We start from the raw sequence: 20,167 nt of genomic DNA, 5'->3' as shown, positions 1-20,167 counted from the left end.
TCGTGCCTGTGCCCGTGGTGTTCGCCAGGTCCTCTCGCAGGCACTGGAAGGCGGCGGCCTGCGCATGTGCGGCCAGTTCGGCCCACCGCTGCTGGTCCTCCTCCCCGGCGACGACCGGGGGCAGCGTGAACCGGTCCGGTAGGTAGGTAGGTAGGGTCTGCGCCGGATCATCGCTCCGTAGGCGTCGCTGAGTTTGTGCACCGTTCGATCACTGGTGCAGGGCTTCGCAGTCGCGTGCCGAACGCAGGTTCTGCATCAGCCAGCCGAACGTGTGCTCGGTAGGGGTCACCTCCGCCTGCGCGGAGAGCACGGGCTCCACCTCGGTACGTCCACATTGCGGCACGGGCCACCTCCGCCTGCGCGGAGAGCACGTCCCGCACCGAACTCATCGTCACCACCCGTCGGGCCCACCTCCGCCTGCGCGGAGAGCACTTCCTCGGAGCCTGGGACGACGCCTACCGGCCCGGCCCACCTCCGCCTGCGCGGAGAGCCCGTGCGTTGCCGCGTCGCGCCGGCGGATCACGTCGGCCCACCTCCGCCTGCGCGGAGAGCCCCGCGCGAGGCGCTGGAGGTCGGGGTGCTGGTCCGGCCCACCTCCGCCTGCGCGGAGAGCCCGCGCGTTCGGCAGCCTTCGCGGCCTCCTCAGCCGGCCCACCTCCGCCTGCGCGGAGAGCCCGCCGGCCTCGCCCCCGACGGATGCCGGTTCATCGGCCCACCTCCGCCTGCGCGGAGAGCCCTGGGTCATCACCGGCGTCCAGGTCATCCCCGCCGGCCCACCTCCGCCTGCGCGGAGAGCCCTCTCGGTCAGGCGGTCAGCCACGGTCGGCTCCCGGCCCACCTCCGCCTGCGCGGAGAGCCCCCCCGACTCGTCCCTGACATGCCCCTCCTCGCGGCCCACCTCCGCCTGCGCGGAGAGCCCATGCCCATGTCCTTTCATGGTGGTTGATGCCGCGGCCCACCTCCGCCTGCGCGGAGAGCCCCCTTCGCGACCTGGGACATTAGGGGTGCTTTGCCGTTTCGTAATCTTCTCCTGCGGTGGGTTGTGCTGAATTGAACGAGATCAAGGTGAGTCCCTCGAAGTCGCGAAGGTGTCGACGGCGTTGCCCGGCCATCCGCATGGCGAAGCCTTGTTCGTTATCGGCTGGGTAGATCAGCACGGCGATTCCGTCTCCCGTGCAGTTGGCTATGGCTTCCCATAGTTCGTCTCTGACCTTTGCTGAGACGGTGCCGACGTACAGCTCTGGGGTGACCTCCAAGAGCCAGCGGGTCAATGCTCCGCGCAGGTGGTCTGGTACCGCCGTTGCGGACAAGGTGATCATCGACGGCATGGGCCACGACCGATCCAAAGTGGTGTCATTGGCCACCTTCGCGGGCGTGGTTAATGCCGCCTGGTACGGAGCCCGTCACGGGGTCCCACAGATCGACGAGTTCTTCCTGCAGGTCGTCCGTTTGGTCATCGGTGATCTCCGGTGCGAGGAGACGCTGTACGTCGGTGACGATGCGCGGCATCAGCCGGAAGAGGCGCAGGCCCTCACGGAAAGACCTGCGTGCGGCCTGCTCGGGGTTGGGAGCATTGTGGAGGGTGAAGGCGAGGGGGAGGGTGAGTTCGGCTTTGTAGAGGTCGGCGATGTCGTAGATGAAGGACTGCTGGTTGCCGCTGTGAACGAAGCCGAGTGCGGGTGTGCAGCCCATGGAGATGATTGCGGCGTGGACAATCCCGTACAGGCAGGTGTTGGCGGAGGACAGGGCTAGGTTGACGGGGTCTTGTTGGTCCCAGGCTGCGGGGTCGTAGACGCGTTTGAACCTGCCAATGCGGTGTTGCTGGGCGAGGAGTTTGTATAGGGCTTTCATCCGCTGCCCTTCCAGGCCGCGGAGATTTTCCAGGGAGGTTCCTGAGGGCACGGTGCCGTGGCCGAAGCGCTGTTCGTACATGCGCCGGGCGACGGCGAGGTGTTCGTGGGGGTCGGCCCAGGCGTGTGCCTGGGTCTCCAGCCATCGGGTACTCAGGGAGCTTGGCACGGTGGCGCTGTAGGTGCGGACTCCGCCGGCACCGGTCGCCACGACGGTGGTGCCGTGGCGGGCAAGGGTGGCCAGAGCCCGGGTGGTGATGCTGGTGCCGGGCCCGAGCAGCACGCAGCTGAGGGCGGCGGTGGGCAGATAGACCGTTTCGGTCCCGCGGGCTTCGGTGGTGACGACGGCGCAGACGCCGGTGTCGTCTTGTTGGATGCGGACCAGGTCGAGGTAGAGGAAGGACAGGGAGTCGGCGGTGCGTGGCAGCATCGCGACGGTGGGGGCGGCGAGTTTGCGTCGGGCGTTGGCGGGTGTGGTCATGGTGTGTGCCGGCTTGCTGGGGCCAGGGTGAGCAGGCCGCAGCCGTAGGCTTTGCCGCGGCCGATGCCGTCGAGGATGCGCTGGCGCAGCAGCTCGGTGTCCTTGATGTGGGCGATGCCGTCGAAGCGGGTGCGGGCGTGGGTGATACGACGTTTGTCCTGAGCGCGTTCGCCGCGGGCGCTGTCAAGGGGGGTGGAGTGAGCGGTGGTCAGGTGCAGGCCGCTGTGTTCTTCGGCTTGGCGTTGCCACCAGTGGTCGGCGTCGGCGCCGGAAAGCGGGATGACGGCGGGGGCGCCGGTGGTGGCGCGGGTGGTGTGGCCTGGTTTGCGGACGGCGTTGGCGGTGATGCGGTAGCGCACGGCGAGGCCGGGTCGGAGGGCCTCCAGCAGGGGGGTGAGTTCCTTGGTGGCTGCGGTGGCGTAGCCGGTGGGGAGTTTGTCGAGGTCGGGCTGCAGGTGGCTTTGCAGGAGAATCACGGGGGCGGGGCCGGTGTCCTCGGTGCGGAAGAGGACGCCGGCCTTGCGTCGGGCCTGGTCCCCGAGGTGGTCGGGGAAGAGCTGCATCAGGCTGTGGTGCAGGGCCACGGCGCTGGAGAGGTCTCTGCGTGCCTGGCGGTGGTGCAGGTGGGGCTGGATGCGGGTGAGCCACAGCTTTGTCATCGCGCAGTTCCTTCGCTGCGGGCGGTGTCCAGGTAGGCGGACAGGGCGGTGAGGTAGGCGGTGCCCAGCCCTGCGCACTGGTCGGCGGGCCCGGGCAGGGTGCGCTGGTAGAGGGTCCGCGCGCGGAAGGTGCGGGCTCCTTGCGGATCGTCGTTGAGTTCGCTGACGGCCACGGTCCCCTCCTGGTCCGCGTTCTGCTGGTGGACCAGGGCTCGGGGTGACAGGTGGTCGAGGGGGGCGTCGGAGTGGAAGTCGATCCGTACGTCGCCGGATCGGGGTCGGGGCCGGGCCAGGGGCAGGTGCACGAGGTGGTGGAGCGGGTTGGGGAGCAAGCCGAGCAGGAGCGGGCCCTCGGGCGGGCAGGATCGCCGCCCGAGGTAGGGCGGCCAGTGCGGTGCGAGCAGGGCTTGTTCGCAGGTGCGCAAGGTGTCGGGGTCGCCGGTGAGGCACGCGGTGAAGGCTGCATCCGCAAGGTAGGAGCGGTGCGAGAGCAGAGTGCTCTGTGCGGGTGGGCGTTTCTTTCCTTCGGCGGTGGTGACGGTGCCCTTGGCGGGCAGCCCGCCGCCGACGGTGTGCAGGTCGCGCAGCAGGACACCGGGCCGGTCGGTGCGGGTCGTCAGGGACAGGCGGGCGATGTCTTCGGTGCTGTGGTGGCGTGCGCGCCCCAGGCACGCGGCGAGCAGGCCGATGATGCCGGAGCGGGTGGGGTGGGTGAGGGTGTCGCGTTCGTTGTAGTGGCTGCGGGTTCCCCATGACTGCAGGGGCCCGCTCAGGTGGAGCAGGAGCCCGAGTGCGGTGTCCGGGGCGCTCACGCAGTGGCCTCGCTCAGTGCCGCGGTGACGGCGCCGGTGATGAGCTCGTCGAAGGAGTCGACGCGCGAGCCCAGGCCGGCCAGGTCCTTGTCCTCCAGGCTGGCCCATCCGCTGTGCAGCACACCGCGCGATCCCAGCAGCCGGCTGGCGGCCTGGGCGTAGTCGGCCAGAGCCCGGCGGGACGGCTCGGCGAACCCACCGGAGCGCTCAGCGCCCACCGGCTTTTCGAATGCCGCGGCGTAGGACAGCGGGCGGTCGGAGCGGACGCTGAGGTGCACCAGGTCAGGGATGGTGTGCGGGGCGGTAGAGGTCTTCTTCGCCTCGGGCAGCGACAGCACGAACGCCTCACCGAACGCGGTAGCCAGGGTGGTGGCGGCTGCGACGTCACCGCCGATGTTGCGCAGCAAGTCGGCCAGGTCGAGGGTCGCGTAGCGATAGAACACGCCGGCGCTGAACTCGCTGCTGCCCATGTGGGCGCTGCCGGCCGTGTCCCGCCAGGCGTCGGTGATGTCGTCCACGGCGGCGAAGTAGTCCACTTCGACGTCGGTGCCATGGGTGGTCAGGGCATGCGCGAGCTGTACCGCGCCGTCGACGCCGGCATCGTCGACTTCCGCGAGCATCCGCCCGAACAGGTTGATGATGCCGTTGCGGCTGCGCAGGACGGCGTCGATGTCGGCTTGCGGCAGGATGCTCTTGACGCCCTTCTTCATGTCCTTGGCGCCCTCCAGCTCGTCCCGGTGGGCGTGGGCCAGGTCGGCCAGTTCGGTGACGGCGGACGTGGGCACGTAGACCATGGCGTTGGTGCTCCAGGCCGGCTCTTCCTCCGAGGGAGGGTCGGCCTTGATGCTGCTGCCGGCGGCGATGTGCTGGCCCGCACGCCGGGCCAGGTCCGCCGGCCAGTCGCGCTCCTGCTGCAACTCCCGTTCTACGGCCTCTCCGATCCTGCGGGTGCGCAGGGCCTTTTCGCCGATGCTGCGCTGGAAGTACCGGCGCACCGCGCGCTTCCAGCACTGGCTGGAGACACGGGTCCGCTCCCGGTCGCCGTACTGCACCGTCTTGACGGAGTTGGTGTCGTCCCGGTTGAGGTTGGCGTAGGGCACGCTCTGCAACACATGGAAGTCGATGTACCGGCCGGCGATGGTGTGCTGCTGTGCGGTGGTGGTCACGGTCTTGGATCTCCTTGTGATGTCGATCGAGGCGAAGGGGCGGACGGTCAGTTGGTGGATGCGGGGGTTGTCGCTGTGTGCTGTGCCTCGTTGTCGGCTTCGCGGGCGCCGGCAAGATCGGCGGCGGCGCGAGCGCGGTAGTAGTCCTGCAGCCACCAGCGGGCGATCCGCCGGCGTTGCTGGGGCCAGTTGCGCAGGTCGACCAGGAGGCGTGCCCAATCCGGTGGGGCGCCGCGGTCACACAGCTGCCGTACCGCGGCGGGAAGGTGACGGTGCAGGCCCGCGCTGCTCTGCTTGCACAGCAGATTCAGCCGTGTCTCGGCGGCGCTCTCCCGGATGCCCTTGTGCGCACCGCGTGCGACGGCAGTGGCAAAGGCCAGCCCGAGGCTGTCGCCGAAGCGCTCGCGGCGCTGCTGCTCAGCCTCCGCCCGACGGGCCGCCCGCTGCTCGGGGATACCACCGCCGTTGTCGACGGGCTGCTCGTCGGTGCTGTCGCCGCGGCCTCGCGCGGGGACCGGGGCGGCTTCCGGTTCGGATGGGCCGCGGCGGTGGTGCGCGGCGATGAGTGCGGCGACGGCGTAGAAGGCGAGCTGGCTGTCGGCGTCCCTGGCAACGGTGGCGGGAAGCCGCGGGGCGACGATGCGGTGCATGCGGGGCACGTCATCCAGTGACTTGCCCACGCCGCTGCGCAACGCGGCCTTCGCACCGGTGTCCTTGGCCACCACCTGGCTGATGGCACGGACGAATTCGCGGGCTTCGGTCAACCATGCCGACGGGCCGGCGGCACCGAGCCCGGTGCCTGCCTGCTGGAGATTGGTGGGAAGGGGGGTGGTGGTCATCGGTCAACTCCCTGGGCGGGCCGCTTGGCGCCGGCGGACTTCTTCTTCGGGCGGCCTCCGTAGAGTTCAATGCGCGCGAACTCCCGGGCCCGGGCCCCGCGCGCCGTGCCGGAGGCCGCTTCGGTCACGTAGTCGTAGATCTGCTCCGCACTCGCACGGAACGCCCCTGCGGCACCTTCGAAGCGGCCCTCTTCCAGCCGCTTCCAAAACTCCCTCTCTGCCTCGGGCCAGTACCGTGCGGCCGCGGCAGCCGACCAGGAGCAGTCACAGACCTTGGAGTTGGTGAACTGCGCCCACGCCTGCTTCGCCGCCCGCTCCAGGCGCTGTCCGTATCGCTCGCCTGCCAGACGCAGCTGACCCACCAGGCGTGCCGTGTCCAGGTCGCGTTCCTGCATCAGGTGCAGCACAGGCGCGGTGGTGGCGGAGACGACCTGGGTGTCCTTGGCCTGGCCCTCCTGCTCGATCCCCAGAGCCTGGATCCGAAAGGTCTCGTCGAAGAGCTCGGCCGCGGTGGCGATGACAGGGGGCCTGCGGCTCTCCACCCCGGGCGGATCGCTCAGCAACAGCGCATCCAGGTCCCGCCACAGCCCCCGCCGGGCATCGGCGTAGCGGGCGTAGCGGTTGCCGGCCTGGCTGATCTGCCAGATCAGGAAGTCGTCGTCGCGGGGGATACGTTCGCGGTAGGCCCAGGTGATGTAGGCACCCCTCGTTTGGGTCCCGGCCCCGTCCGGGACCAGCAGCAGCGCGTGCTGGCTGTGTCCCACCAGCTTCGACATCGGACCGGTCACCACGCCCGTGAGCGTCAGCGGATCCGTCAGCTCGTTCCGCTCCCACGGGCACGGATCAGCCGCACGCTGATAGCGGCGGGCGCGGTCCGGTTCGGGAAGACCGGCCAGCAGCGTCTCGAACAGCGTCGCCCCCACGGGGTGGTAGGACAGGGCAGTCCGCAGCGGGCCCGCTACACAGTTGGCCTCCTTCACCGGCCCGACGGTCCGCGCCGAGCAGCGGCCCGACGGCCCGTAGTACCGCCACACCAGCAGATGCTCCAGAGCCTGCGCCGAGGCGACCGCCACCGGACGCGCATCAGCGGCGTGCTCAAACCAGGCGTGGTTCGAGCCTGAAGGGCGTGTGGTCACCAGCTTGTTGAGTCCCGCCGTCTTGTCGCACTGGTCCTTCAACCGCGGGTCCTGAAGAAAGGGATAGACGGGGTCGTAGAGGCGGAAGCGCTCTGCGAACTCGGTGAAGTACCGATCGATGCCGTCGGGATCGAACCGGCCGGCATCACGGGCATCGAAGCGTGCCTCGTGCCAGTCATCGGCCGTATCAACTGCGGTGATCCGGGTGGTCAGTGCGTACAGCACCCGGTACAGCGCGGACAGCGCCGGAGGCAGTGAGACCGCCAACGCACTGATCTCGTGGGCGCGGACGAACAGCTCGCGCAGACCGACGGCCTCAGGCCGCCGGTCAGCAGGCACCGAATCCACCCATCGCACGGGGAACGCCGGCTCGGTGAGCAGATCGTAGAGGTCAGTGGACATGACACCTCTCTGCGAGAACTTCAGTAGGCTTCGATCCAGCTCCCCGCCAGCGCGGGGGTGACCCGTGTGAGGTAGGCGTATTGCAGCCTTTGCAGGTCGAGCTCCCCGCGGAGGCGGGGGTAGGACTCAGCTGCACACTCCCCCGCCAGACGGACGCGTCTGTTCGGTGCTGTTGCAGCACGCCAAGCAGACAGTGCTATTAGAAGTGTGAGGTAGGTGTTCCGGGGGTTGAAGTTTCCAATCCTTCGCTGGTGAACGAAACTGTTCGCCCGCCGATCGAATGCGACCAGTCACCAGTTGCCGAGCGGTGCATCGGCAGCACGCACAGCTCCCGCAGCGCCGCGTGCCGCTCCCACGAGGCAGGCACCCGCTCCTCGTCTCCACGCTCTCGCACCCACCGTCCCGGAACCGGGACAGTCTGGCGCATCACCACACGCGCATCCCTCAGCGACAAACGGCCGCCCCGCCCCCAGCCCGGAACTGCCACGTTCCCTTCGGGATCCAGAGTGACCGCACCGCCCGGCTGGACGAACACACACACTGCACGTTCCGAATCGGCCCCCAGCCTCGTCGTCAGCAGCGTCTCGTCGACCACATCGCCGTCACGGCTCAGCTCGGACAGATCGACCATCCCCCGGGGAGGGTTGATCATCGTTTGCGCGGCAAGGGTCTCCTGGGCCAGCACCTCCCCCAGGTGCTCGGCATCGAGCCGCTCCTGCAGTTCACGGTCGGACGCCTCCACCAGGCGGTCACAGAAGTCCTCGGCATAGACCGCATCGACGAGGCCCTGGACGTCTCCGGGCACCGCGATCGACGAACCCTTGCGCTCATTCAGCAGACTGCTCGTGCGCCGTAGCAGTGCTTCCGGATACACCGCCCCCCACCTCCTAGGAGCCCGTACCTCCCCCTGCGCATCGACGGGCTCCAGAACCGTCAGCCGCGGATGGTCGCCCACCCACGCCGGCCGACCGCCCTCCTGCGCTTCCAGCCCCTGACGGTCATGCCGCATGCACCGCCCTGCCCGCTGCAACAACTGCGACAGCGGAGCCAGATCACTGATCACAACATCGAAGTCCAGGTCCAGCGACTGCTCCACCACCTGCGTCGCCACCAGCACCGACACCGGCGGCCGACGACGCCCGGCACCGGGCTTCCCGAACGCCTGCTCACACCTGTTGGTGATCGCCAACCGCTGTGCCGCCGGAAACCTCGAATGCAGCAGCAACAATCCGTCTTCAGCCTCTGCCAGCTGCGGAAACTCCGCCCGCAACAGCCGATACGTCTCCTGCGCCTCCGCCACGGTCGTACAGCACACCAGAGCACACCCGCCTCGCTGCACCAACGACCGCAACTCCCCCACCACCGCCAGCCCACGCTCCGGCACCGCTCCCGAAACCCCCTCCACCCCTACCGTGAGAGTGCGCACGTCGATCTGCCGGCCGCGCTCGCTCCCGACCGAGCGCGGTGCAGATACCTCGCCGCTGCTCCCGCTGACATACAGCCACCCCGGATACACCGGAGCCACCTCGGACGGCTCACTGAAGCCGCACCCTCGCCGATAGGCATCCACCAGCGACGAGGCCGACCGTCCCGACAGCGTCGCCGAGAGCAGAACCACCGGTGCCCCCGCAGCGCCCAGCCACTCCAACAACCGCATCAGCAGCCTGTGCATCCACGGCCCGTAGGCATGGGCCTCGTCCACCACCAGGACCTTGTTCGACAGCCCCAGCAGGCGCAGCATGTTGTAGTGAACCGGCAAGACCCCCGCCAGCGCCTGGTCGACTGTTCCCGTCGCCAACGGTGCCAACAATCCACGCTTGGCACCCCTCAACCACCGCCCCGCCGTCAACGCCGAACACGCGTCACTCACCACCCCACCCGACTCGTCCGCCGGCTCCGCATACACCTCGCTCAGCCACGCCATGCTGTGCAGCAGGACTAGCGCACGTTCACCGGCGACATTGCGCTCTGCGAACTCCGCCACCCGGCCGTGCATCGCATCCGCCGTCGCCATCGTCGGCAGGGCGAAGAACAGGCCCGACGCCCCCGATGCCCTCGCCATCACCGACGCTGCGTGCAACGCCGCCTCCGTCTTCCCCTCCCCCGTCGGCGCCGTCACCAGCAACAACCCAGGACCATCGACCAACCTCGGCAACTCTTCGGCGACCGACGCCTGCAGTGCATTGGCAGCGAAATCAAACTGCTCCCCGAACGACTTCTCCGGCCACTGCGCAACACCCAACCCCGCCTCAGCCACCCACGCCCCGGCCGCAGTCACTGCACCCGCCCAATGCGCCGCCAGCTCCCCCTCACCAGCAACCCACCCCTCAGCCGGAAGACGCTGGCAAATCACCGCCTCCTGGCTCGCCAGCCAGTCCGCCACGATCACCAGCCCCAGCACCACCACCGCCACCGACGCCGGCAACACCCCACTCACCACATCGTCCGGGCCCGCCCCCACCAACCGACGCACCGCCTCGGCATGAGCAACCCGCTGCGCCTCCCACCCAGGCCCCCCAAGCTCCGCCACACACGCGCCCTGCGCCACAATCCGGCGCTGCGGAGTACGGTGCACCACACCGTGGTGGCCACCGAGCAACTGCGCGACCTGGTGATATGCCGACCGGCCCACCGACCGCCCCGTGGCATAGCCCCACTTCTCGAACACCGGCGTCAAGCCCCAATGCGTGGCCGTGTCGTGACCGAACTTCTGCCCTGACCGCTCGGCCTCGAGCGTGTCCCCAAGATCGCGCACCAACTCCGCGTAAACGTCCGGCACTAACCCCTGGAATCCAGGAATGGCCTTCCCGACATCATGCAGACCGGCCCACAGGCTGATCAGACGCCGCAGACGCGCCTCCTCTACCCCAACAGCCTCTGCCAACCTGCGACGAGCAGGCTCCGTCAGGACGCGATCCCACAGAACACCAGCCACCGCAGCGGTATCCAACAAATGGCAAACCAGCGGATACCGCCGATCCAACCCGCGGGACTTGCCCCACACCCGAGCATCGACAAATGAGTCCACGAACCCCACCCCGATCACGACGCTGTGACACCACAAGGCATAGCAGCACGCACTGACAACGCCCCGGGCCAGCGAGCCCTCGCACCCCGCTCGAGGCATGGGCTATCGGACCCCCACACGAAGGCGAGTTCGACCGGTACATTCACAGGGATGCACAGCACACGCTCCTTGAACCAAGAATCAGCAAAGCGCTCCTAACACCGCAGGTCACGAAGAGCGCTCTCCGCGCAGGCGGAGGTGGCCCGGAGCTGGAGAACGGCGCGCGGGAGCTGCGGGGGCGCTCTCCGCGCAGGCGGAGGTGGCCCGAACGGGGCCAGCGCATGAGCCCCGCCGAGACCGCGCTCTCCGCGCAGGCGGAGGTGGCCCGAGGTTGTACCTGCTGCGGCACGGGCACAAGGCGTGCTCTCCGCGCAGGCGGAGGTGGCCCGCTGCCTGGGGTAGCACGATGCCGAGAGCCGATGTGCTCTCCGCGCAGGCGGAGGTGGCCCGGGAGACGGCGGCTCCACCCCGTGAAATGCGGGGTGCTCTCCGCGCAGGCGGAGGTGGCCCGTATCCGATAACCCGCGCGGCCCAGCGGGGAGTGTGCTCTCCGCGCAGGCGGAGGTGGCCCGGCCGTCCAGGACACCAATGGCGCCGGGCAGGCGTGCTCTCCGCGCGAGCCGAGGTGGGCCGTACTGCTCCTCCCATTCCACGCCGGTCAAATCGTGCTCTCCGCGCGAGCGGAGGTGAGCCGCAATTGTGCGGGCCTGCCCACCGCGGCGACACAGGTGAGCGGCGTGCGCCGGTCAGTGCCTGCGAGAGGCCGTGCGGCCCCGATAGATTCAGGCGGGTGCATGACCGGCATTCCTTGAATCACGAATCGGCAAAGCGCTCCTAACACCGCAGGTCGCGAAGGGACCTCTCCGCTCAGGCGGAGGTAAACCGACCACCAACCTGATTGCCCCGGGCGAGACATGGACCTCTCCGCTCAGGCGGAGGTAAACCGCGGAGCAGCATCCGAGACTCTTCCTCACCCTCGACCTCTCCGCGCAGGCAGGCGGAGGTGAACCGAAGTTCGCCACTGGTGGTGTCCTTCCCGGGTAGTCCTCTCCGCGCAGGCGGAGGTGAGCCGGTCACCCGCCCGCGGTTCACGATCGGGGAGGAGTCCTCTCCGCGCAGGCGGAGGTGGGCCACCCGGTCGCAGGCCGAAGCTCTCCTCGCCCAGGTGCTCTCCGCGCAGGCGGAGGTGAACCGCTGCGCGGCCGCGGCATCTGGGATCCGCTCGCGTCCTCTCCGCGCGAGCGGAGGTAAGCCGCTGGCCCCGGCGGTGACCGCACCTTGGGGCGAGTGCTCTCCGCGCAGGTGGAGGTGAACCGGAGGCGCACATCGGGTCCCGCCTGATGTACCAGTCCTCTCCACGCAGGCGGCTGTGAGCGGTCGCGTGGGCCGGTCAGTGCCTGCGAGAGGCCGTGCGGCCCCGGTAGATTCGGACGGGTGCATGACCGGCGCTTCTTGAATCACGAATTGGCAAAGTGCCCCTAGCCCCGCAGGCCGCGAAGGGTGCTCTCCGCGGGAGCGGAGGTGAGCCGACTCCGCAGTGCGCTTCGCCGCCATCTACTTCGTGCTCTCCGCGGGAGCGGAGGTGAGCCGTCGCTCCGGCTGCTCGACCCGGAGCGCGGTCCGTGCTCTCCGCGGGAGCGGAGGTGAGCCGGCAGAGAAGGAGCGGGAGCGCGAGCAGCTGCGGTGCTCTCCGCGGGAGCGGAGGTGAGCCGGCTTTGGAGAGGGCTTGGGCTCCGCCGATGCAGTGCTCTCCGCGGGAGCGGAGGTGAGCCGGGTGGTGTCCTCAGTCCAACGGGTGGTCATGAGTGCTCTCCGCGGGAGCGGAGGTGAGCCGGAGCCGAACGGGCGGTTCGTGACTGTACTGGAGTGCTCTCCGCGGGAGCGGAGGTGAGCCGTACCGGAACCGGGCCGTGGCCATGCACCAGGCGTGCTCTCCGCGGGAGCGGAGGTGAGCCGACCTGGAGGGACCGGCAGTTGAGTAGACCGCTGTGGTCTCCGCGCGGGCGGAGCTGATTTATACCTGACCGGTGAGGCCGACGGCCGTGTGAGGTGCTCTCCGCGCAGGCGGAGGTGAGCCGAAGCTCCTGGACGAGCGCTCGACCGAGTGGGGGTCCTCTCCGCGCAGGCGGAGGTGAACCGAGGCTGACCCAGCCGCAGGCGGGGCAGTGGCCGTCCTCTCCGCGGAGGCGGAGGTGAGCCGATGTCCGCGCCGCCACCGGGAGAGGCAGCCGGGTGCTTTCCGCGAGAGCGGAGGTGAGCCGTCATCCGCTGGCCACGCCGAGGGGGCGGCTGTGAGCCTGTGAGACGTCCAGCCGCCGGGTACATTCGGGCAGGTGCATGACCGGCGTTCCTTGAACCACGAATCGGCAAAGCGCTCCTAACACCGCAGGTCGCGAAGGGTGGTCTCCGCGCGAGCGGAGGTGAACCGGCCGACGACCAGGCCGCCGCGGCCGGCCCCGAGTGGTCTCCGCGCGAGCGGAGGTGAACCGTACGCGCCGGCTGGCGTCACCCTCAGCGGATCGTGGTCTCCGCGCGAGCGGAGGTGAACCGAATTCCACGCCACACATCGGCATTTCCGGAGAGTGGTCTCCGCGCGAGCGGAGGTGAACCGTTTCGAGCCGAACGGCTTCCCGTCCGGGTCCGGTGGTCTCCGCGCGAGCGGAGGTGAACCACACCTTCAGGCCACTCTAGACGCGGACTTGACGTGGTCTCCGCGCGAGCGGAGGTGAACCGCAGGCACCGCGAACCGCATGGATCAACGCCATGTGGTCTCCGCGCGAGCGGAGGCCAACCGCAAGTGAACCGCAGCTTCGCACCCTGCTGCTGGAGCGCGGGGTTGTGGTCTCCGCGCGAGCGGAGGTGGGCCGGCGTACACCGGCTTGCGGTTGGGTGAGATGTTGTGCTCTCCGCGCAAGCGGAGGTGGGCCGCGTGCCAGGACCTCACCGGCCGTGGACTTGAAGTGCTCTCCGCGCGAGCGAAGGTGAACCGTCGCTGAATCCGCCGGAGAGATCCCGTCCACCGCCCTCTCCGCGCAGGCGGAGGTGAACCGGAGGGACACGATGGATGAACCGTTTGGGCCCGGCCCTCTCCGCGCAGGCGGAGGTACCTGAAGCGGGAGGCCAAAGCCGCTCGCACCGTCCTCTCCGCGCAGGCGGAGGTGGGCCGATGCCCTCGGCGAGCGCGGCACCCTCGGGCTTGTGCTCTCCGCGCAGGCGGAGGCGGGCCATCGAGCCTCGGTGCCAGGGCGCCGGGCACCGCGTGCTCTCCGCGCGAGCGGAGGTGGGCCGCCGTGAACGTACGTCACTTCCACCTCCGCCGGGTGCTCTCCGCGCGAGCGGAGGTGAGCCGGTGTACGCGGTATTCGGCTGGAGCCCCCCGATGCGGTCTCCGCGCGAGCAGAGGTGAACCGCTAGCCCAGGACCTCGTAGGGGTAGGTGGTGGTGTAGTCCTCTACGGGCATGGCGGCGTGCCTGGCGTAGTCGGCACGGTCGCGTTGGTGTGCTTCGGTGAGGGGCGGGTGCTGGGGCGGGCTCTGAGGCGCAGGCCAGAGCTGGAGGAGGTGGCGCTCGCCGCGGTCACCGAGGCCGGGCTCGCGATTGTCCGTGTGGCAGTGCAGACGCAGGCGCACCCAGGCGCCGCTGTCGGGGGCTGCTGTGATGTGGAGGGGTGGCTGGTCGGGGGGCCAGGCGTCGAGGATGTCGCCGGCCTCGAGCGTCGACAGCTGCACGGGGGAGGTCGTGGTCTGGAGGCTGAGTTCCTCAGCGGGGTCCCAGGCGGGATCGGTCTCGGGCGCTGGCGGGCTGTCGTGGACCTGGAGAGCGATGCGGACGGGGCCGGTGTCGGTGGCGGTCAGGACGATCGCACTGGATTTGCCTGCGGGTCCGCAGTGCCAGCCATAGGGCATCTCGTCGGGGTAGTCGTCGTGCTCGGTGAAGCCGATGAGGTAGCCGCTCTCCCCCACCTCGAAGGTGAAAGATGCTTCACGGACCAGCATGGGTTGACTCCTTCTTTGAGCAGGGTGTCTGCGTCCCGGTGACGGAGGGAGGCAGACACCCTGGTCTAGCGCAGCGCGGGGCTGGTCGTCAGGCGATCACGTAGAAGGGGTCGTGGTCCATGACGTGGAACTGGCGCCGCCAGTTGGTGATGCCGGCGCCCTGGGCGTCGTTCTCGTTCTTCTTCACCCAGGTGATGGTGCGCTGGCTGGCGGGCAGGTGGGTGCCGCCTTCGTAGGTGGAGGCGAAGGGGTACTCGTCGCAGGAGGTCCGTCCGGCGCGGCGCATGTCCGGGGGGACGGGGTGGTTGCAGACGGCCTGGCGGTTCTTGCGCTGCTGTGTGGCGTTGATCATCCAGTGCAGGGGTTTGCCGCCGTTGGGGTCGCCGTAGTGGCCCCCGTGGGAGCGGAGTTTGCGGATGCCTTCGGAGATGCGGGGCAGGGTGATCAAGTTGATGGCGGTGGGGGCCTCGGTCATGGCGCAGCCGGTGGTGCCGTAGTAGTTGTCGCATCGGTAGACGGCGGAGGCGTAGGAGGTCTTGCCGGGGCTGTAGCCGGGCTTGGTGAAGGTGTAGCCGTAGGTGGTCTTCGCCTTGGGGTTGATCTTCTTTCGGGCGATGGTGCCCGTGGTGTAGTTGACGGTGCCGGAGGCGGCGCTGTCGAGACTGTGGCCCTGCGGGAAGTGGACGCTGGCCTTGGTGCCGCCGCCGGAGGAGGCGGAGACATTCAGGTGGACGCCCTTGCCGGCACGGGTGGTCTTCGCCTTGGAGACGGTGAACTTCTCGCTCCAGTTCGCGGAGCTGGCCTTCAGGGTCATCTGGTGCTTGACGTTGAAGTCGGCGGTGCCTTCGATGACGGGACGGCCGTTGATGACCTTGATGACGTCGACGTGGACGGCGACCCATTCGCACTCGCTGAACCGGTTGATCGTGATCCGGTTGATGGTGCACGAGGCGGCGGCGATCGCGCTGCGGCCCGCAGCGTCTGTCTGGTGGGTGGTCGGGCGGATGGTGACCCGCAGCTGTCCGGCATTGGGCGGAGCGGCTGTGGCGGACGGTGCTGCGGCTGTTCCCAGCGCGCCCAGGAGCACGGCTCCCGTGGTGAGCAGCTTTGCCAGTTTCAAGTTGTGCCCCCTGTGGTGGTCACGGCCGACCAAGGGACCACAGGTCAACTCCGCGCTCCCCCGATCGCGTTGACGGCATCAAAGCACAGGCTCGACACGCACTGCTCACCTTTTGGTGGACTTCGATGGAAGGGCGCGGGAATCGGCCAAAGTGTCCGGTTCCCGCCGACAGTGCTCAGCTTCGACGCGCTCCCCGCATCGCGAGGCTGAGTACGCGAACAGGCAACAGGCCCGAGGCGCAGCAAGAGGAGCCCCAGACAGCTCGGCGCGGCCGGGGCCCCGGTGGCCGGGTGGCGGGTTCGGGTCCGTCCAGCCCAGAGAGCCGCTCGGGCGCGGTCACTCAGCGAGAAGCCGGGACGCTAGAGGGCGCGGGGCAGGAACGGTCCGGGGCGGACCCGAACGGGGCGGAACACGGATAGGCCGGACGACGGACATAGCGTCTCGGTCAGGCTGCCACAGGAAGGCAGATCCGGTCTGGCCTGCCCGCGGGCACGTCCGGAGGAAGCGGCCCGTGCCGCGCCGGTCTCATGGGGCCGGCGTCAAGGTGGTGTTGGTACCAGAACAGCCGGCTGCCTCCTTCTGCAGTTTGGTCCGCTCGGCGCGGTCGACCGTCAGCTTCCAGCGGAGCTTCGCGGATACCCAGTCGGCGACGTAGGTGCACGTCGCGTCCTTGGCTGGCGGCATCCATTCAGCCGGGTCCTTGTCTCCCTTGGTGCGGTTGGGTCCAAGGCTGACGGCGACGAGGCTGCGTTCGCTGCCCAGGTCGTTGGCGTACTGCTCACGGCGCTGGGCGGTCCACTTCGAGGCGCCGGAGTCCCATGCTTCAGCCAGGGGAACCACGTGGTCGATGTCGAGCTTGCGAGCATCGGTGACGGTCTTGTCGTCGTAGTACGAGCGCCAACTACCGCCGGTCAGCTTGCAGCCCTTGCCCTGGCGCGGCTTCTTCACAGCCTCGGCGAGGAGGACTTCCTTGCGGGTGTCGCAGCCGTCGTGGTCCTCGTCGGTCCATAGCCGGAACTTGTCCCGCTCGTATCCGCTACGGGATTCGCGGGCCACCTTCAGTCGGCTTATCGAGTCCGACAGACGCAGGGTGCTGTCCTTGCCGTCGGAGGAGGCGCTCGGTTTCGTCGAGGGCGGCTTCGCGTCTTGGTGAGGTGTACCGGGGGTGCACGCGGCTGCGGAGAGCGTCAGCAGCGAGCAGGCCAGGGGGGAGGCCAGGCGGCGCGCGGAGAACATAGGGCTCCCGGGTCAGGTGAGGTGGAGTCAGCGTCATGGGTCTACCCACCGCACCTGGTCGCGTCAACCGACGAGTCAATGGTCGGGTGGCCCGCGCGCTGCCCCAAGCATCCGAGGAGCGTGTGTGCCACGTCCGGGTGACTTGCGCGGTTGTGGCGAACTGTCCGGCGGGCGAAGGGCGTCTGGCTGACCATGGAGATCTCCGAAGAGCACCTGTGCGAGCCGGGCCTGGTCGTTTTCGACATCACCGCAGCCGACGAAGCGACCGCTACCCAGGCCGCGACCGCGCTCGGCGGGCTGTGGCTCTCCTCCGGGCCCTCCACACCTAGGCGCACCCCAGGGGAACCTGGTGTAACGGTCCGCGCCTACGCAGATCTTCGCCGCGGCCCGTTGCCCCGCAGCGGTCCTGGCCCCAGCACCCGCTGAACACTCCACCGCCAACCCTCAGCAACGGGCGCCACCGCATCGACTCCGGCTCGACGCAGCTTGCAGGCCAGTGCTCCATCTCGGGCAACGTCCCCCGAGTAGGGGCGAGGTCATCAAGTACGGGTTGGCCGGCCCAAGACGCCCAGATGGAGGTGCCCGCGGTGGGCATGCACCTGGTGCGGCCAACTCAGTACATTCAAGGAATGCGCCACCAGCATTCACAGGATCACGAATTGGCAAAGCGCTTCTAACGATGCAGGTCGCGAAGGGGCGCTCTCCGCGCAAGCGGAGGTGGGCCGGCACTGGGGTCGATGTCTGAGCCGTAGGCCGGGCGCTCTCCGCGCAAGCGGAGGTGGGCCGTACCTGTCGGTCTCGGCCGCGGACACGCTTGGACGCTCTCCGCGCAAGCGGAGGTGGGCCGTCGGCCGTGCTCGGCGTACTGGTTGAGCTTCCGCGCTCTCCGCGCAAGCGGAGGTGGGCCGGCCGTCTACGCGCTCGTGTTGACGTACGACGCGCGCTCTCCGCGCAAGCAGAGGTGGGCCGAGATCAACCAGCAGGCCCGGGAGCGCCGCGAGGCGCTCTCCGCGCAAGCGGAGGTGGGCCGCCGGGCATGTCGACCAGGTCTCCGCAGGTGGCGCGCTCTCCGCGCAAGCGGAGGTAGGCCGCCCCACGTCAGAGCAGGGTTTGAGCAGGATTCGCGCTCTCCGTGCGAGCGGAGGTGAGCCGCGACGGTCCTCAACGGCATTGTGCGGGCCTGTCCACCGCGGCGACACAGGTGAGCGGCCGTGCGCCGGTCAGTGCCTGCGAGAGGCTGTGCCGCCCCGGTAGATTCAGGCGGGTGCATGACCGGCGTTCCTTGAATCACGAATCGGCAAAGCGCTCCTAACACCGCAGGTCGCGAAGGGTCCTCTCCGCGCAGGCGGAGGTGAACCGGCGTCGTCCGGGCCAAGTGCGGCGCCGGCCGGGTCCTCTCCGCGCAGGCGGAGGTGAACCGACCGACTGCCTCTTCTACGTCGTCGATGACCCGTCCTCTCCGCGCAGGCGGAGGTGAACCGTGTGTTCCGCGTGCGATTCATGTGCGACTGGCGTCCTCTCCGCGCAGGCGGAGGTGAACCGGCACGGACACTGTGTGAGGAAAGGGGTACTGAGTCCTCTCCGCGCAGGCGGAGGTGAACCGGTGCTGGACGGGTACATGCAGATCGTGGACCAGTCCTCTCCGCGCAGGCGGAGGTGAACCGTAGGCCCGACCCACGTCGATGTAATGGTGGCTGTCCTCTCCGCGCAGGCGGAGGTGAACCCGCCGTCGGCGCGCGAAAGGACCCGAAGTGACCGTCCTCTCCGCGCAGGCGGAGGTGAACCGAACGCTCTGGACACCCGGCGCCGCGGTGGGCCGTCCTCTCCGCGCAGGCGGAGGTGAACCGTCGAGGACACCTTGCGCGAACCGGGCCTTGGCGTCCTCTCCGCGCAGGCGGAGGTGAACCGGCGGGGGGCGAGGAGTTCCCCATCCCGCAGCAGTCCTCTCCGCGCAGGCGGAGGTGAACCGTCGAGGACACCTTGCGCGAACCGGGCCTTGGCGTCCTCTCCGCGCAGGCGGAGGTGAACCGGAAAATGTGGGACGCCTGCGTGTACGCGTGCGGTCCTCTCCGCGCAGGCGGAGGTGAACCGCCAACGCCCGGGAAGAGGTGCTGAACTTCTTGGTCCTCTCCGCGCAGGCGGAGGTGAACCGCGACGCTCAGCGTCGTGTGGGCCCACGGCGGCGTCCTCTCCGCGCAGGCGGAGGTGAACAGCACGCCCGCGACCGGTCAGAGGCTGCTGGTGTGTCCTCTCCGCGCAGGCGGAGGTGAACCGTTGTCCGCCAGTGCCCGGAGCTGGCGTACGACGTCCTCTCCGCGCAGGCGGAGGTGAACCGAAGGACTACGGCGTCATCGGCTTCGTCCGGGCGTCCTCTCCGCGCAGGCGGAGGTGAGCCGCGCCAGGCCGTCGCCGACCGGCCGGAGGAGATGTGCTCTCCGCGCGAGCGGAGGTGGGCCGGCGCGGAGAAGGCCAGCCCCGGCTCTCCCCGGTGCTCTCCGCGCAGGCAGAGGTGAACCGTCCTGGCCAGCATCCCCGTTCAGGAGCATCGTGTGCTATCCGCGCTGGCGGGGGTGGGCCGATGCCTGGCGCCAGCAACACCCGGGCGCGTGGGTGCTCTCCGCGCAGGCTGAGGTGGGCTGATTCATGGCGTGGCCGTCAAGTTGGAGTTGAGGGGCTCTCCACGCAAGGGGCAGATGGACGACCCCGATTGCTTCGACGCAAAGCAACATAGCGCGGGATCGCCGGTTAGCCAAACCGGCGATCTCGCGGATCATTAGTAGTCCACCGCCAGTACTTGACCACGCGTCGAAGGGAACCGCCGAGACGGCCATCAATGCAACTTGCTCCACGCCCTTCAGCGCTCTATGCACCCGTGTACACCGTAAGGAACAGGTAACGTGCGCCTCCCGATCCCATGAGGCACATATCTGCACCCCAGGTCGATCGCGTCGAAGAAATCAGAGCGCCATATTTTCCCGGGGCAACCCGGGAAAGAGGTCGACCCGTATTGGGTTAGCCCACTCATCGACGTCGACCTCAGCGCGCGATGAGAGCCGCACTCTTATGGCAGTTTCAAACTGTATTGGCTGCGCGTAAGCAATGCCATTTTTTACACCGGAGAATCTGAAGTGCACGAACTTACTAACGAGATACAAGGCGCCCGGTATAGCCCTAGGAGCATCCGCGCCACGTGGGACGGAACGGGGAGTGTGGAGGACGCTTCCAGGGCATTGGGGTTCTCGCGGGCGAAGGGGTACGACCTGGTTCGTCGCGGGGAGTTCCCGTGCCGTGTGCTGCGTATCGGCCGTAGCACACGTGTCGTCACCGCGTCCCTGCTCCGCGTGCTCGAAAGCGGAGAGCCGGAGTACAGCGGCGGCCACACCGGACACTGCACGCCGTCGTGA

The 20,167-nt window shown here is 68.9% G+C and carries 13 protein-coding genes and 4 CRISPR repeat arrays; of the genes, 2 read left to right on the top strand and 11 right to left on the bottom strand.

The window, feature by feature from the left end:
* Nucleotides 1-281 precede the first annotated feature (281 nt).
* A CRISPR array of direct repeats spans nucleotides 282-980; the repeat unit is 29 nt; unit sequence CGGCCCACCTCCGCCTGCGCGGAGAGCCC.
* An 18-nt stretch (nucleotides 981-998) separates the two neighbouring features.
* The 11 genes from cas2e to AC3EUV_RS00260 form a co-directional block, all read right to left on the bottom strand.
* On the bottom strand, nucleotides 999-1,328 hold the full coding sequence (gene cas2e, locus AC3EUV_RS00310; RefSeq protein WP_432141195.1) for a type I-E CRISPR-associated endoribonuclease Cas2e: 330 nt from the start codon (nucleotides 1,326-1,328) through the stop codon (nucleotides 999-1,001).
* Nucleotides 1,329-1,353: 25 nt separating this feature from the next.
* The gene (gene cas1e, locus AC3EUV_RS00305; protein ID WP_432141014.1) at nucleotides 1,354-2,331 is read right to left on the bottom strand and encodes a type I-E CRISPR-associated endonuclease Cas1e; all 978 of its coding nucleotides are present in this window, start codon (nucleotides 2,329-2,331) and stop codon (nucleotides 1,354-1,356) included.
* A complete protein-coding gene (gene cas6e, locus AC3EUV_RS00300) occupies nucleotides 2,328-2,990 on the bottom strand; it encodes a type I-E CRISPR-associated protein Cas6/Cse3/CasE (protein ID WP_432141013.1) in 663 nt (220 codons plus the stop codon). The genes cas1e and cas6e overlap by 4 nt, the downstream gene beginning before the upstream one ends.
* Complete coding sequence (gene cas5e, locus AC3EUV_RS00295; RefSeq protein WP_432141012.1) at nucleotides 2,987-3,802, bottom strand: type I-E CRISPR-associated protein Cas5/CasD; 816 nt, start codon at nucleotides 3,800-3,802, stop codon at nucleotides 2,987-2,989. The genes cas6e and cas5e overlap by 4 nt, the downstream gene beginning before the upstream one ends.
* The gene (cas7e, locus tag AC3EUV_RS00290; RefSeq protein WP_435601880.1) at nucleotides 3,799-4,968 is read right to left on the bottom strand and encodes a type I-E CRISPR-associated protein Cas7/Cse4/CasC; all 1,170 of its coding nucleotides are present in this window, start codon (nucleotides 4,966-4,968) and stop codon (nucleotides 3,799-3,801) included. The genes cas5e and cas7e overlap by 4 nt, the downstream gene beginning before the upstream one ends.
* 47 nt (nucleotides 4,969-5,015) lie before the next feature.
* Nucleotides 5,016-5,807 carry a type I-E CRISPR-associated protein Cse2/CasB gene (gene casB, locus AC3EUV_RS00285; RefSeq protein ID WP_432141010.1) on the bottom strand — a complete coding sequence of 264 codons (792 nt, stop codon included), beginning with the start codon at nucleotides 5,805-5,807 and terminating at the stop codon, nucleotides 5,016-5,018.
* Entirely contained in the window at nucleotides 5,804-7,345 is a 1,542-nt protein-coding gene (gene casA / locus AC3EUV_RS00280) for a type I-E CRISPR-associated protein Cse1/CasA (protein ID WP_432141009.1), read from the bottom strand. Before casA ends, casB begins: the two co-directional genes overlap by 4 nt.
* A gap of 199 nt (nucleotides 7,346-7,544) precedes the next feature.
* On the bottom strand, nucleotides 7,545-10,373 hold the full coding sequence (gene cas3, locus AC3EUV_RS00275) for a CRISPR-associated helicase Cas3' (protein WP_435601879.1): 2,829 nt from the start codon (nucleotides 10,371-10,373) through the stop codon (nucleotides 7,545-7,547).
* Nucleotides 10,374-10,772: 399 nt separating this feature from the next.
* A CRISPR array of direct repeats spans nucleotides 10,773-11,106; the repeat unit is 29 nt.
* An 805-nt stretch (nucleotides 11,107-11,911) separates the two neighbouring features.
* Nucleotides 11,912-12,368: direct repeats of the CRISPR family, unit length 29 nt.
* A gap of 1,454 nt (nucleotides 12,369-13,822) precedes the next feature.
* Nucleotides 13,823-14,407: a hypothetical protein gene (locus AC3EUV_RS00270; protein ID WP_432141007.1), complete on the bottom strand. Its 585-nt coding sequence runs from the start codon at nucleotides 14,405-14,407 to the stop codon at nucleotides 13,823-13,825.
* Between the two features lie 88 nt (nucleotides 14,408-14,495).
* Complete coding sequence (locus AC3EUV_RS00265) at nucleotides 14,496-15,527, bottom strand: NucA/NucB deoxyribonuclease domain-containing protein (protein WP_432141006.1); 1,032 nt, start codon at nucleotides 15,525-15,527, stop codon at nucleotides 14,496-14,498.
* 525 nt (nucleotides 15,528-16,052) lie between these two features.
* Nucleotides 16,053-16,763 carry an HNH endonuclease family protein gene (locus AC3EUV_RS00260; RefSeq protein ID WP_432141005.1) on the bottom strand — a complete coding sequence of 237 codons (711 nt, stop codon included), beginning with the start codon at nucleotides 16,761-16,763 and terminating at the stop codon, nucleotides 16,053-16,055.
* Nucleotides 16,764-16,955: 192 nt separating this feature from the next.
* Here AC3EUV_RS00260 and AC3EUV_RS00255 point away from each other — a divergent pair, with 192 nt between their 5' ends.
* Nucleotides 16,956-17,189, top strand: coding sequence for a DUF6207 family protein (locus AC3EUV_RS00255; RefSeq protein WP_432141004.1), 234 nt, complete (start codon nucleotides 16,956-16,958; stop codon nucleotides 17,187-17,189).
* 903 nt (nucleotides 17,190-18,092) lie between these two features.
* Nucleotides 18,093-19,280: a CRISPR direct-repeat array (repeat unit 29 nt; unit sequence GTCCTCTCCGCGCAGGCGGAGGTGAACCG).
* A gap of 611 nt (nucleotides 19,281-19,891) precedes the next feature.
* The gene (locus AC3EUV_RS00250) at nucleotides 19,892-20,167 is read left to right on the top strand and encodes a helix-turn-helix domain-containing protein (RefSeq protein ID WP_432141003.1); all 276 of its coding nucleotides are present in this window, start codon (nucleotides 19,892-19,894) and stop codon (nucleotides 20,165-20,167) included.

This window comes from Streptomyces sp. bgisy130, from assembly GCF_057708345.1.
The sequence above is the reverse complement of the archived record's forward strand: the minus strand, read 5'-3'. Positions and strand labels throughout refer to the sequence as shown.